Source organism: Flavobacterium sp. (assembly GCF_031381455.1).
GTDB lineage: Bacteria > Bacteroidota > Bacteroidia > Flavobacteriales > Flavobacteriaceae > Flavobacterium.
The window spans coordinates 58952-72761 of record NZ_JANMXZ010000021.1; the positions used below are offsets into that span (position 1 = coordinate 58952).

General features: G+C 32.8%; 11 protein-coding genes and 1 tRNA gene. 8 read left to right on the forward strand and 4 right to left on the reverse strand.

Translation table 11 applies throughout. From position 1 onward, the window contains the following. Positions 1–18: 18 nt before the first annotated feature. Both RMN97_RS05945 and RMN97_RS05950 read right to left on the reverse strand, forming a co-directional pair. The gene (locus tag RMN97_RS05945) at positions 19–1170 is read right to left on the reverse strand and encodes an 8-amino-7-oxononanoate synthase (RefSeq protein ID WP_309613607.1); all 1152 of its coding nucleotides are present in this window, start codon (positions 1168–1170) and stop codon (positions 19–21) included. Between the two features lie 59 nt (positions 1171–1229). After that, complete coding sequence (locus tag RMN97_RS05950) at positions 1230–1712, reverse strand: DUF1761 domain-containing protein (protein WP_309613608.1); 483 nt, start codon at positions 1710–1712, stop codon at positions 1230–1232. A gap of 213 nt (positions 1713–1925) precedes the next feature. On the opposite strand from RMN97_RS05950, the gene RMN97_RS05955 reads away from it, so the two are divergent. Further along, on the forward strand, positions 1926–2780 hold the full coding sequence (locus RMN97_RS05955) for a leucine-rich repeat domain-containing protein (protein WP_309613609.1): 855 nt from the start codon (positions 1926–1928) through the stop codon (positions 2778–2780). A 173-nt stretch (positions 2781–2953) separates the two neighbouring features. Here RMN97_RS05955 and RMN97_RS05960 read toward each other — a convergent pair whose 3' ends face one another. Continuing rightward, positions 2954–3406: a KTSC domain-containing protein gene (locus tag RMN97_RS05960; RefSeq protein WP_309613610.1), complete on the reverse strand. Its 453-nt coding sequence runs from the start codon at positions 3404–3406 to the stop codon at positions 2954–2956. Positions 3407–3559: 153 nt separating this feature from the next. Here RMN97_RS05960 and RMN97_RS05965 point away from each other — a divergent pair. From RMN97_RS05965 to RMN97_RS05980, 4 genes are all read left to right on the forward strand, one after another. Then, a tRNA-Met gene (locus tag RMN97_RS05965) sits at positions 3560–3632 on the forward strand. 59 nt (positions 3633–3691) lie between these two features. Further along, positions 3692–4573: a GTPase Era gene (gene era, locus RMN97_RS05970; protein WP_309613611.1), complete on the forward strand. Its 882-nt coding sequence runs from the start codon at positions 3692–3694 to the stop codon at positions 4571–4573. Between the two features lie 127 nt (positions 4574–4700). Beyond that, positions 4701–6011: a ribosome biogenesis GTPase Der gene (der, locus tag RMN97_RS05975; RefSeq protein ID WP_309613612.1), complete on the forward strand. Its 1311-nt coding sequence runs from the start codon at positions 4701–4703 to the stop codon at positions 6009–6011. 95 nt (positions 6012–6106) lie between these two features. Next, positions 6107–8890 (forward strand): outer membrane beta-barrel protein, encoded by a 2784-nt coding sequence (locus RMN97_RS05980; protein WP_309613613.1) that lies wholly within the window; start codon positions 6107–6109, stop codon positions 8888–8890. A gap of 57 nt (positions 8891–8947) precedes the next feature. Here the strand turns inward: RMN97_RS05980 and RMN97_RS05985 are convergent, their stop codons facing one another. Continuing rightward, positions 8948–10492 (reverse strand): hypothetical protein, encoded by a 1545-nt coding sequence (locus RMN97_RS05985; protein ID WP_309613614.1) that lies wholly within the window; start codon positions 10490–10492, stop codon positions 8948–8950. Positions 10493–10644: 152 nt separating this feature from the next. Between RMN97_RS05985 and RMN97_RS05990 the strand changes: the two genes are divergently transcribed. From RMN97_RS05990 to leuD, 3 genes are read left to right on the forward strand one after another with little or no spacing between them, the layout of a single operon-like run. Then, positions 10645–11811 (forward strand): 2-isopropylmalate synthase, encoded by a 1167-nt coding sequence (locus RMN97_RS05990; protein WP_309613615.1) that lies wholly within the window; start codon positions 10645–10647, stop codon positions 11809–11811. Between the two features lie 2 nt (positions 11812–11813). Continuing rightward, on the forward strand, positions 11814–13199 hold the full coding sequence (gene leuC, locus RMN97_RS05995) for a 3-isopropylmalate dehydratase large subunit (protein ID WP_309613616.1): 1386 nt from the start codon (positions 11814–11816) through the stop codon (positions 13197–13199). 1 nt (position 13200) lies between these two features. Then, positions 13201–13806 carry a 3-isopropylmalate dehydratase small subunit gene (gene leuD, locus RMN97_RS06000; RefSeq protein ID WP_309613617.1) on the forward strand — a complete coding sequence of 202 codons (606 nt, stop codon included), beginning with the start codon at positions 13201–13203 and terminating at the stop codon, positions 13804–13806. Positions 13807–13810 lie beyond the last annotated feature (4 nt).

The window sequence follows — 13810 nt, forward strand, 5'->3', positions numbered from 1 at the left end:
GGTTAAAGATATAAAAGTTTAGCTTTCTTTAAAAGGATGCCGTTGTTGCCAAACGAATGTTGGTTCTAATCTCGGGAATATTTTCGGCATTAATTTATCTACCCATTTATTAGTGTGGTATATAAATCCAGTCATCAGAATAGGAGCTGCACCAATAGAACTTTTGATTTCTAATGCGGTTCTTCCGAATATGATTTTCTTGAACTGATTTTCTATCCCAAATTTTGTCATGTTGTAAAGCATATTCAGATAGAGCATTTTTTCCTTTTGCACCTGTTCGTCATAACCCAAAAAGTACGTTTCCAAAGTAGTTCCGTTGAGCAATAGCGTATGAAAACCAACCAATTCATGATTTAAAAAATAACCAACCAAAATAAATCCGTTACCACATTGTTTTTTAAATGAGGCGAAATGATTTTTAGCCAAAAAGAAAGTATTGAAAGGCGCATTTTTAGCCACATGATGATACAATTCATAAATCCGGTTCTCATGCAAAACGATATCATCTAAAGACAACTCTCGGGTTTCAATACCTTCAAATTTTTTGTGGGCACGTTTGTATTGGTCACGGTATTTTTTAGAAAATGAAGCAACATAATCTTCATTTAATTTCCATTGTGGTTGCAGTTCAAAAATCATATTGGGTTGCGTATTGAACTCATACATTTTAGCAAAAGAGGACTTTTTAAGTTCAACCGCGCAATCTTGATAAAAGTCTTTAAAGGAAACAATGTGAATTTTTATATTTTGTTTTTTGAAGTAAAGTGTAATTTCATCAGCACATTTACTCAGTATTTCCCCAATGGTTTTCAAATCAATTTCTTTATTGAAAATATAGCCGTTTTGTCCTGTTATCATATTGTTGCCAAGAAACAAAGCATGCGAACCAAAATTTCGGAACACAAAATTCCTAACATAGGTTTTAAGACATTTATCTCTTTCTCCAAACGATTCTAATTTGTTCAAATTAAGATATTGGGCGAGTGCCACTCCAATTAATTCAAAATTTTCAAAAACTCCAATATAAAAACACTGCATATTGCTTGGAGCCGATTGTTCTAAAACCTTCAAATAAGAAGTTTGTAAAAAAGCATTTTCAAGGGAAACTTCGTCCCAATAATTGGGAAGTTGTGAGATAGTGGAATATATTTTATAGGTAGTTGTTTCCAATAAGCTAAAAAAAATCGCCCTACAAATGTAGAGCGATTGGTCTATAATTAAATGTTAAATTATTGCATCATACAGATAATACCTCCCATAATCATGAAACAAACTATCCAGAAACCTCCTGTTACTAATACATATTTGAAGCTTCTTCTTTCATACAGTGCATTGGTTCCAATTAAAGGTAAAGCTAAAAACAAGCCTGTAATAAAACCATGTAATGCTCCGTGTTTGAAGGTTCGGAAAGCTGTTCCATAATCTGCCATAAATGCATTATAAGAAGGTAAAGCTTTTGTTGGATCACCACCAACCATTCCTAGAGCACCAAATTGATGTATGGTTAACATTTGTAAAATAAATGCCATCAAAAAAGCATAAATAAATGAACCTCCTAACATTTTAATTATGTTAGTACCTTTCATGTCTTCTTCCGTTAATCCGGCTTCTTTCATCCAAATGTTTCCAAATACTTTTGGATTATACCAAATAAATCCAACAACGAGTGTTGACAAAGCAGCAAGTAATAATGCTAAAAAATTGATGTTCATAATTTTAAGTTTAATTGGTTAGTGTCCCAAATGTAAAAAATATTTTTTAAATCATTTTTTTTGACATTTTAATCCAATTTAATAGGAATTTTTTAATTTTTTGTAAGATAAATTAATAAAAAAACAAGGCGATAATGCATTTCGTCGATTTTATTTGTTTTTAAACGATTATACTTTTAGTTTTACTTCGTCTTAACCTCAAATCATAAATGTATGAAAACTATTTTTACCTATGTCACGTTACTGTTTGTTTCTGTATCAGCCTTTGCAGAGATATCTTCAACAGAAAAAAATGCTTTAGTCAAATTTAACAAAGCTACTAAAGGATCTCAATGGATTAACAAATGGGATTTAAAATCACCGGTATCAACTTGGTATGGTGTAGAAATTCAAAATGATAAAGTAGTCTCAATTAAATTGGTTAACAATAACCTAAACGGAGAACTTCCAAATGAAATTGGTGATTTAACGTCACTACAAGTTTTGAATCTTTTCAGAAACAATATTACAGGTGTATTACCTGCATCTATTGGTAACTTGAAAAATTTAACCAAACTTAATATTGCATTCAACCAAATATCAGGTGCTTTACCTGAATCTTTAGGAAATGCTACACAATTGAAATCAATTGAAATGCACATGAACAGATTAACAGGTCAATTGCCTGTAGCTGTTGGAAATTTAACAAATTTGGAAACACTTTCTTTATTCAACAACGAAATTGAAGGTCAAATTCCGACTTCTTATTATCAATTGAAATCGTTAAAAGTATTATTGTTAAACAGTAATAAGCTTACCGGTAAATTAGATAAAGAAGTTTCGAGTCTAACTTCATTGGAAACGTTAAGTTTATTTGAAAATAAAATGGATGGTCAGGTTCCTTTTGATTTAGAGAAATTAGGAAACCTAAAAGAAATGAATATTTCATATAATATGTTCAATGGATTAGTTTCTAAAAACTTATCCAAATTGGATACCTTAAATATGACAATGGTAAATGAGCAAGGTGTTGCTACAACTTTAAAAGTGAATATCGATAAGAACTCAGCGTTTGCTGCTGATGAATAGAAAATAAAAATAAAAAAAATACCTGACCGCCACTGGCAGTCCTCCTTTTAATTTACTTCGTCAGTTCGCTTCGCTCGTGTAAAATGTTTTGTGTTTATAAATAAAATTTTGTTAGGTTAAAAAAGGTCTTGATTTCTCAAGACCTTTTTTTATTTATATATAAAGTAAAACGCTTATTCAGCAGCCACCAATTTTGAAGCGCTTCTATAAATATAATCATTGTATATATGTCTTCTGGCGAAACGACTCGGAGATTCTGCATTCACCATTTTGATATACATTGGTCTTAACACACCAAAATACTCAAACGAACTTCCATCTAAAAAGGTAACATATAGCACTCCTTTTTCATAATAAAAATCAGCAAGGTTTGTAGTTGCAGTGATTCTTGTATATTCAGCTTTGTCTTTTTCCAAAGTTTCCGGCGCAATACTTACTAAAAAATGATACGCCGCAATAATCTCCGTACTTTTCTCTTCTGCTGCCAAACGTTCCGCATCATCCTGAATAGTATCCGGATGACTATCCTTCATAGAGTTTCTGTAAATGGTTTTTAGCTCTTTCAAAGTAGCTGTTTTAGTTACGCCAAGTAACGCTCTGTATTCAATAATTTTTTTTGTATTCATTTTGCTGGAATATAACCGATTAGGGTTTTTTAAATTTCGTGCAAAAGTAGTTCTTTACTTTAGATAAATAAGCAGTCATTTGAAAATTAACTTATTTTTTACTTTAAATATCTTGTGTGTGTCAATAATCGTTGTATATTTGCACTCGAACAGCGCGGGATAGAGCAGTAGGCAGCTCGTCGGGCTCATAACCCGAAGGTCACAGGTTCGAGTCCTGTTCCCGCTACTAAATAAACTAAAAACCGAAAACACTATTGAGTTTTCGGTTTTTTTATTCTCATTAAAATGGAACACAAAGCAGGTTTTGTAAATATAATAGGTAACCCAAACGTAGGGAAATCAACTTTGATGAATGCTTTTGTTGGCGAAAGGTTATCCATAATCACTTCCAAAGCACAAACGACTCGTCATAGAATTCTCGGAATTGTAAACGGTGAAGACTTTCAAGTCATTTTATCCGATACACCGGGAATTATCAAACCAGCTTACGAAATGCAGAAATCAATGATGGATTTCGTAAAATCGGCTTTCGAAGATGCGGATGTGTTGCTTTATATGGTAGAAATTGGAGAAAAAGAATTAAAAGATGAAGATTTTTTCAATAAAATCATTCACGCTAAGATTCCGGTTTTGTTGCTGTTGAATAAAATTGATAAATCAAATCAACAACAGTTAGAAGAGCAAATTGCCTTATGGAAGGAGAAAGTTCCAAACGCAGAAATTTATCCAATTTCGGCTTTGGAAAATTTTAATGTGAAAGAAGTTTTTGCACGAATATTAGAATTGCTTCCAGTTTCACCAGCCTATTATCCAAAAGATGCTTTAACCGATAAACCGGAACGTTTCTTTGTGAATGAAACCATTCGTGAAAAAATCTTATTGAATTACGACAAAGAAATTCCATACGCAGTTGAAATTGAAACGGAAGAGTTCCTGGAAGATGAAAAAATTATTCGAATTCGTTCCGTAATTATGGTGGAACGAGATACCCAAAAAGGAATCATCATCGGTCACAAAGGTGGCGCTCTAAAAAATGTCGGCATGCAATCAAGAGCTGATTTAGAGAAATTCTTCGGAAAACAAATTCACATTGAATTGTATGTAAAAGTTAACAAAGACTGGCGAAGTAATGCTTTTCAGTTGAGACGTTTCGGCTATAATCAATAATAAGTCGCTGAGTTACTGAGGTGCTAAGTAACTGAGTGATTGCAACTTTTTTACTGCATAGTAACTTAGCACCTCAGCCACTCAGTAACTCTTTTTAAACTATCTTTGCACCAAATTTAAAAACCGCATGAACAATATAGTAGCCATAGTAGGAAGACCAAACGTAGGGAAATCTACTTTTTTTAATCGATTAATCAAAAGAAGAGAGGCTATTGTTGACTCGGTTAGTGGTGTTACTCGTGACAGAAATTACGGAAAAAGTGAGTGGAATGGAAAAGAGTTTTCTGTAATTGACACTGGTGGTTATATCAAAGGTTCGGATGATATTTTTGAAAGTGACATCCGTCGTCAGGTTGAATTGGCTATAGATGAAGCGGATGCCATTATTTTTGTGGTAGATGTTGAAGAAGGTATCACACCAATGGATGCTGAAGTTGCCAAATTACTTCGAAAAGTGACCAAACCAATTTTATTAGCCGTAAACAAAGTGGACAACGCAATGCGTGAAAAAGACGCGATTGAGTTTTATAATTTAGGTTTAGGAGAATATTTTACGATCGCCAGCATCAGCGGAAGCGGAACTGGAGAGCTTTTAGATGAATTAGTAAAAGTGTTACCTGAATTGCCTGAAGTAACTGAAGAAGAAGCTGCTTTACCAAGATTTTGTGTAGTAGGAAGACCTAATGCTGGAAAATCATCATTCATCAATGCGTTAATTGGGGAAGACAGATTTGTGGTAACAGATATAGCCGGAACAACTCGAGATGCTATTGATACCAAATACAACCGTTTCGGATTTGAATTCAACTTGGTTGATACGGCCGGAATTCGTAGAAAAGCCAAAGTAAAAGAAGATTTAGAATTTTACTCGGTAATGCGCTCCGTTCGTGCCATCGAACATTCGGATGTAATAATATTATTGATTGATGCTACCCGAGGTTTTGAAGGACAAGATCAAAGTATTTTTTGGCTGGCCGAAAAAAATAGAAAAGGCGTAGTGATTTTGGTAAACAAATGGGATTTGGTCGAAAAAGATACCATGTCGACCCGTGACTATGAAGCCAAAATACGCGAAGAATTAAAACCATTTACCGATGTGCCTATTTTGTTTGTATCAGCGCTGACTAAACAACGTTTACTAAAAGCATTGGAAACTACAGTGCAAGTTTTTGAAAACAGAAAACAACGTATTCAAACTTCAAAATTCAACGACTTTATGTTGAAGTTGATTGAAAGCCATCCGCCACCAGCTTTGAAAGGAAAATATGTAAAGATTAAATATTGCATGCAATTGCCAACACCAACGCCTCAGTTTGTGTTTTTTGCCAACTTACCGCAATATGTTCAGGAAGCATACAAGCGTTTCTTAGAAAATAAAATCCGTGAAAACTGGGATTTCGCAGGTGTGCCGATTGATATTTATATTAGAGAGAAGTAATACAACTGTTAAAGTTCCGTAAGAATTTTTACTTTAAACAATAAAATAAGAAATTAGCCGTTATTATTTTTTGTAATACTAACCGCTATTTTTTTATGCCAAAATCTCTCACTCTAATTGGTCTTATTTTTATAAGTACTTTTACTTTTGCCCAAAAAACGGTTTCCTTAAAAGGGAAAGTAAACGATGAAACAACAAAATTACCCATTGAATCGGCTACAGTTTACCTAACTTCAGTCAAGGATTCGTCTATAGTTGATTATACTATTACTAACAAATTAGGGGGTTTTAAATTTACAATCAAAAAGATAGATAAACCGCTTTATCTCAAAGTATCTTATATTAGTTATAATGATTATGTAAAAACTATTTCTAGTTTGAATGCCGATTTAGATTTTGGGACAATAGAGTTAAAAGAAACCGTAAATGCACTTGATGAGGTTGTTATCAAGTCAGAAATTCCACCTATTCGAATTAAAAAAGATACATTAGAATTCAATGCTTCCTCTTTTAAAGTTGGAGCAGATGCTAATGTGGAAGCACTCTTGAAGCAATTGCCTGGTGTTGAAATTTCGCCCGAAGGCAAGATTACCGTCAACGGAAAAGAAGTCAATAATATTTTGGTAAACGGCAAACCCTTTTTTGGTAAAGACGGAAAAATTGCCACACAAAATCTTCCTGCCGAAATCATTGATAAGGTTCAAGTTGTAGACACAAAAACGAAGTCCGAAGAAATATCAGGAGAAAGCGCTGGTTCAAAAGAAAAAACAATAAATCTGACCATACAGGAGGATAAGAATAAAGGTTTTTTCGGAAAAATTATTGGAGGTTATGGGTCTCAAGAACGCTATGAATCTAGTTTACTACTTAATTATTTCAAGGGAGAACGAAAAATAAGTGTCCTGGCATCTACAAACAATATCAATTCCATTGGATTTTCGATGAATGAAATTTTTGATAGTATGGGTGGAGGAAGAAATAATTCGATATACGTAGATGATGATACTGGCTCATTTGGGATAAACAATATGTCTTTTGGAGGAGGAAATAATGGAATTACAAAATCAAACATGATAGGAGTCAATTACCAAGATAAATATTTTAAAAAGATTGATCAAAGCGGAAGTTACTATTTTACCAATACTGAAACTGAAAACATAAACAGAACGGAAAGAATCAATCTTTTACCGCTAGGAAAAACATTTACTAATTCTTTAGCTTCAACTTTTAACACCAATAACGGTCATAATTTAAATCTTGATTTTGAAGTAAAAATTGACTCAACATCAACAATTTATATTAACCCTACATTTAGCAAGACTAAAACACAAAATAAATCATCCCGTAATCAAATTACAACCAACGAAGCTTTTGATGAATTGAACAGTAGTGTAAACGATGATTACAATGAGAATGACAATAATACATTCACAACAAACGGAAGTTATAGCAAACAGTTTAATAAAAAGAGAAGAGGATTGGTTATAAATTTTGAAACAGAAATTCAAAAAACCGACAATTTCCTTAACACAAATTCTGAAACGCTATTTGCTGATGCTACACCAGACGATATAAGGAACCAAAATCAATTTGAAAAAGTAAATACTAAATTTGGAAAATTAGAAGTGCGATTTGGTGAACCAATTACAGATTCACTTCGATTAAGCATAACCTCTGAAGTTACTTTTAGAAAAATTGATAATTCATTAAATACTTTTGACTTTGATACTGGCTCAAATAACTTTGATAGTTTTAATGGCATTCAATCAAACGAGACGTCGTCAAAAACAACCACTTTTTTCCCCTCAACTGGTTTACTTATTAATAAAAATAAAACCAACGGTAGAATTAACTTTGGTCCAGAGTTTATAACTTTTGATACAAAATCGAATTATTTAGGTGTAGTAACTAATCGAAACAAAAATTATGTTTTTCCTAGAATTAAAGGCTACATAAGTCATAATATAGGAAAATCAAAATCGATTTATTCTTTCTATGATTATGATGTTGAAGTACCTCAAGCCAGTCAAGTTCTTCCTGTTGAAAATTTATCCAATCCATTAAGTACAACTATAGGGAATGATAATTTACGACCAACGCAAAAACACAATCTGTACTTTAATTTTAATAATTATGATTATCAGTCTCGATCAGGATATTTTATATATACAGGATTAAATTTGAAAAAAAATGCCGTAGTAGCATCAACCGTTTTTGATTCTAATTTTAAAGCAATCACTACCTATGAAAATGTAGATTTAAACTATAGCTCTTATCTGGGTTTTAATTGGGACAAATCGTTTAAAAAAGAAAAACGAACACTTCGTTTTGGTGCAGATTTAAGTTTAAACTATAACTATAGTGAAGGATTAACAAATGCCGTTTTATTTCAATCAAAAGGACTTCAGATTAACCCAAGAGTAAATATGTCATGGAGTATAGATGAATTAATTACTATTGCACCTTCCTATCGTTACACTTATTTCAAAACCGATTATAAAAATTATATAATTGATCAAGCCAATAACTTTTTACATAAGGCCAAGTTAGAAATCACATCATATGTACCAAAACATTTTGTAATTGGAAGTGATTTTAATTATACTTATAATTCTAACATCGCAGCAGGTTTTAAGAAAGATTTCTATTTGTGGAACGTAAGTTTAGGATACAACTTTTTCAAAGATCAGTTGTTAGCTAAAGTCAAAGTTTATGATTTGTTAGACCAAAATTTAAACAATACTCGAACTATTACGCCTACTGCAATTGTAGACTCTGAAAACACAGTTCTAAGACGTTATGTGATGTTTTCTTTAACGTATAAACTAGAGAAGTTTGCTGGAAAGAAAAAGGGGGATGATATTATGATACTGGATTAAATAGAAACTTTGAGCCATGATGAGCTGTTAAAAAATCTAGAAATTATGGCGACTTTTTTACCGTATCAATTTCTTTGCTTTTTCTTGAATTATTTGCGCTACTGGTTTATTCTGGATTTTACTTTCGAGCCAAGAAATAAGATCCAAATAGAGAAATGCCCTTTTTTCATAAGGATGATTTTCATAAATAAGCAATCTTTCATGCAACTTTATGAATTCAGCTTTGAGTTGATTTGGATAAATGGTTTCTAATTTTTTTAAAAACTTAATCATTTCTCGTTGAACCTCATGAAGTTCATTCATTTTGATTAGAAAGTCATAGGTATTTTTCAATTGCACTTCGAGACGATAATCCATTCCAGCGTCAAAATGAGCAAGAACGCTAAGAACACGAGCGAAACAGAGTAAATCTTCTCGCATAGTTAGGTTTTTATTTTCGATAATTTTCTTCAAATATTCGATGCATTTTTTATTGTCACCTACACCAAAATAAAGACAAGCAATTTTATAATAAAAAACCATAATATGATGTTCGTCAATTCTGTCTTCGTTTTTCTTAATGTTTTTTAAGAGGTCATCCACCAAATATATTCCGCCTTCAAAATCTCCTTCCAGGAAATGCAAATTCAATTTACTATTATAAAAACAAATAAAATACAATGAACTAAGATTGTCGTTTTTCGGAAAAGAATCTAATGCAATAGTTTGTTTTAGTTGCTCTAAAACATCTTTCATATAGGATTTGTGTTTTATCAAATACAAACATTCCAATAGGTAGCTGTTTCCTTTGATATACCAAACCGGATTTAAAGAAATCATTTGTGGATTTTCATCAAAAAGGGCAACCCATTTACTCGAATATTTATAACAAGAAAGGAAATCTTGAATTAAAAAACTATGCCACAGATGCGCTTTATACAACCATAATTTTTCTCTGAATCCCAAATTTTCATATTGATATTTTGGCATTTTATTGTTGAAATAGGTCGTTATTTCCTGCATCTCAGCATCACTTTTGGCATAACCACTTTTGAGCATAATGCTGTACAGTTGTAACGATAAATTGGAAAGTTTACTGGCAATTACATTTTGCTTGCTTAATTTCATCGCTTCAATAGTGAGCTCATCAGCACGACTGGCAATACTTCGTGTAATATATTGTGATTCAATAACTTTTTCTAACTCAACTATTTCAAAGGCAATGTTCTTTTCGTCATGTTCAAGAGCAATTCCCTTGGCTTTATCCAGGATTTTTAAACTTTGTTTGTATAATCCCTTTTGATATAAAATAGTAGCAAAATCCAATTGTTCCCGAATTTGAATCCTAATGTTTTGATTAATAGGATTCATCCGCAAACTAATAAGTATTTGTTTGTATAAATGCGCTTTTAAATTGGAAAGTTGCTGTTTGGTTACGATTTTACTCTTTAGAATTTCATCTTCATCATAACTTTTCATTTTATCCAACAAGGTAAAAAGCTGCAAAAATTTGGCATCTTCATTATCTCCTAATCGATTGACATACAATTTAAATTGTCTCTTTTCCGATTTTGAAAGTGACGAAATAAGTACAAATAAATTATCTTTTGTTGGGTTTGCCATCGTAAAAATAGGATTGTAATATTCAGTAAATCAGTGTTTTAAAAGAATAATGATTTTGTTTAATACTGTAATGTATTTAAAAATTAGATTTCATTTTAGTAATGCAAAATATATATTCGTATAAAGAAACTAATTTAAGTTTAATTATTAATATGGAAAATCAAAAAATTCAAATATTTGACACCACTTTGCGTGACGGTGAGCAAGTTCCGGGTTGCAAATTAAATACGGAACAGAAACTAATAATTGCTCAGCGTTTGGATGAATTAGGTGTTGATGTTATTGAAGCTGGTTTCCCTATCTCAAGTCCAGGCGATTTTAATTCGGTTGAAGCCATTTCAAAAGCAGTTAAAAATGCCACAGTTTGTGCTTTAACACGCGCCGTCAAAGAAGACATTGATGCTGCAGCACGCGCAATTCAATTTGCCAAAAAACCTAGAATTCATACAGGAATTGGGACTTCCGAAACGCATATCAAATATAAATTTAATACATCACAAGATGAAATAATTAATCGGGCAGCTGAAGCCGTTTATTATGCAAAATCATTTGTTGATGATGTGGAGTTTTATGCAGAAGATGCCGGAAGAACCGATAATGTTTTTTTAGCCAAAATATGTAGCGAAGCCATAAAAGCTGGTGCAACAGTATTAAATATTCCAGATACAACAGGATATTGTCTTCCGGATGAATATGGTGCCAAAATAAAATATCTTAAAGAAAATGTCATCGGAATTGAAAATGCCATTCTTTCCTGTCATTGTCATAATGATTTAGGTTTGGCTACAGCCAATTCAATTGCAGGAGTCATAAATGGTGCTCGACAAATAGAATGCACCATCAACGGAATAGGCGAAAGAGCCGGAAACACATCACTCGAGGAAGTTGTCATGATTTTAAGACAGCATCCTCGTTTAGGTTTAGATACGAACATCAATTCTAAATTATTGTATAGTACAAGCCAAATGGTTTCCGATCATATGGGAATGCTAGTGCAACCAAACAAAGCCATAGTAGGCTCGAATGCTTTTTCACATAGCTCTGGAATTCATCAAGATGGAATGATTAAAAACAAATCAACTTATGAAATCATCGACCCAAAAGATGTTGGGGTAAATGATTCTTCAATTATACTTACGGCACGCAGTGGTAGAGCTGCATTGGCCTATCGTGCCAAAAAAATTGGTTATGAATTGACCAAACTTCAATTAGACATCGTCTATCTTGAATTTGTAAAATTAGCCGATAGAAAAAAAGAAATCATAGATCATGATGTGCATCAAATTATTCAAAATAGTAACATCGGTATTTTAGTGTAATTATGAAAAGTAAAACATTATTTGATAAAGTTTGGGATAATCATGTGGTATTAGAAGTGCCAAATGGTCCGCAAATATTATATATAGATCAGCATTTAATTCACGAAGTAACAAGTCCACAAGCTTTCGCCGAATTAGAAGAACGTTCCATTCCTGTGTTTCGTCCACAACAAATAGTAGCTACCGCTGATCATAATGTGGCAACAAAAAATCAGCATCTGCCAATTGTAGATGATTTGGCTAGAAACCAAGTCGAAATGCTTACTAAAAACTGCACTAAAAACGGAATAACATTATACGGTTTAGGTCATCAATATCAAGGAATTGTGCATGTCATTGCGCCTGAACTAGGAATTACGCAACCCGGAATGACATTGGTTTGTGGTGATAGTCACACGTCAACTCATGGTGCGTTTGGCAGTATTGCATTTGGAATAGGAACGAGTCAGGTTGCTCAAGTTTTTGCAAGTCAGTGTTTGTTACTCAATAAACCTAAAAGTTTGCGTGTTAATGTCAATGGAAAATTAGCCAAAAATGTATCACCGAAAGATGTGATTTTGTACGTTATTTCTAAAATCGGAACAAATTCGGGAACAGGCTATTTTTGTGAATATACCGGAAATGTTTTTCGCGAAATGAGTATGGAAGGTCGAATGACGGTTTGCAATATGAGTATTGAAATGGGAGCAAGAGGCGGAATGATTGCGCCAGACGAAACCACTTTTGACTATATCAAAGGAAGAAAATTTGCTCCTGTTGGGGAAGAATTAATTCAAAAAATAGACTATTGGAAGACATTACCTTCTGATAAAGATGCCATTTTTGATAAAGAGTACCATTTTGATGCAGCTGACATTGCGCCAATGATTACTTATGGTACAAATCCAGGAATGGGAATTAAAATTACAGATACTATTCCTGTTGTTGAAGATGCCTCTTTTGATAAATCATTAGACTATATGGGTTTTAAAAAGGGAGAAAGCTTAATTAACACACCAATAAATTATGTTTTTATAGGCAGTTGTACTAATTCTAGAATTGAAGATTTTAGAGTCGTTGCCCAATATATTAAAGGAAAACAAAAAGCTTCAAATGTTAATGCCTTAATTGTTCCCGGCTCACAACAAGTAGCAAAACAAATTCAGGAAGAAGGCTTAACTGCGGTTTTTGAAGCAGCGGGTTTCGAGATTCGACAACCTGGTTGTTCAGCCTGCTTGGCTATGAATGATGATAAAGTTCCTGCTGGAGAATATTGTGTTTCTACCTCCAATAGAAATTTTGAAGGAAGACAAGGGCAAGGAGCAAGAACACTTTTAGCAAGTCCTTTAGTAGCTGCAGCAACAGCCATTGAAGGAAAAATTATTGACATTACACAACAATTAAATTAATATGGAAAAGTTTATACAACTAAAATCAACCGCTGTTCCATTGCCAATTGAAAATATTGACACGGATCAAATTATCCCAGCGCGGTTTTTAAAAGTTACCGATAAAATAGGGTTTGGAAATCATTTGTTTAAAGATTGGCGTTTTGATGAGAAGGGCCAACCGATATCCACTTTTGCATTGAATGATGCTACTTTTTCCGGAAGTATTTTGGTTGCCGGAGATAATTTTGGATGTGGAAGTAGTCGTGAACATGCAGCATGGGCGCTAACCGATTATGGATTTAAAGTAATTGTGTCTAGTTATTTTGCAGATATTTTTAAAGGAAACGCACTCAATAATGGATTATTACCCATTGTTGTTTCACCTGAATTTTTGGCAATTCTTTTAAAAAAAATACAGGCTGAACCAAAAACAAATTTGATTATCGATTTAGAAAATCAAACCATTTCGGTAGAAGGCACCAATCATATCGAATCTTTTGAAATAGATTCTTATAAAAAAATATGCATGATTAATGGCTATGATGATATTGATTTTTTAGTAAATAATAAAGACATCATTGAAGCATTTGAAAAAACCAGATTACAAATAATAACTACTATATAATAAA

Bases quoted from the DNA above. Each gene is read 5' to 3' on its own strand.
- RMN97_RS05950 (WP_309613608.1), bottom strand. From the start codon at position 1,712: ATGAACATCAATTTTTTAGCATTATTACTTGCTGCTTTGTCAACACTC.
- RMN97_RS05955 (WP_309613609.1), top strand. From the start codon at position 1,926: ATGAAAACTATTTTTACCTATGTCACGTTACTGTTTGTTTCTGTATCA.
- RMN97_RS05960 (WP_309613610.1), bottom strand. From the start codon at position 3,406: ATGAATACAAAAAAAATTATTGAATACAGAGCGTTACTTGGCGTAACT.
- era (WP_309613611.1), top strand. From the start codon at position 3,692: ATGGAACACAAAGCAGGTTTTGTAAATATAATAGGTAACCCAAACGTA.
- der (WP_309613612.1), top strand. From the start codon at position 4,701: ATGAACAATATAGTAGCCATAGTAGGAAGACCAAACGTAGGGAAATCT.
- RMN97_RS05980 (WP_309613613.1), top strand. From the start codon at position 6,107: ATGCCAAAATCTCTCACTCTAATTGGTCTTATTTTTATAAGTACTTTT.
- RMN97_RS05985 (WP_309613614.1), bottom strand. From the start codon at position 10,492: ATGGCAAACCCAACAAAAGATAATTTATTTGTACTTATTTCGTCACTT.
- RMN97_RS05990 (WP_309613615.1), top strand. From the start codon at position 10,645: ATGGAAAATCAAAAAATTCAAATATTTGACACCACTTTGCGTGACGGT.
- leuC (WP_309613616.1), top strand. From the start codon at position 11,814: ATGAAAAGTAAAACATTATTTGATAAAGTTTGGGATAATCATGTGGTA.
- leuD (WP_309613617.1), top strand. From the start codon at position 13,201: ATGGAAAAGTTTATACAACTAAAATCAACCGCTGTTCCATTGCCAATT.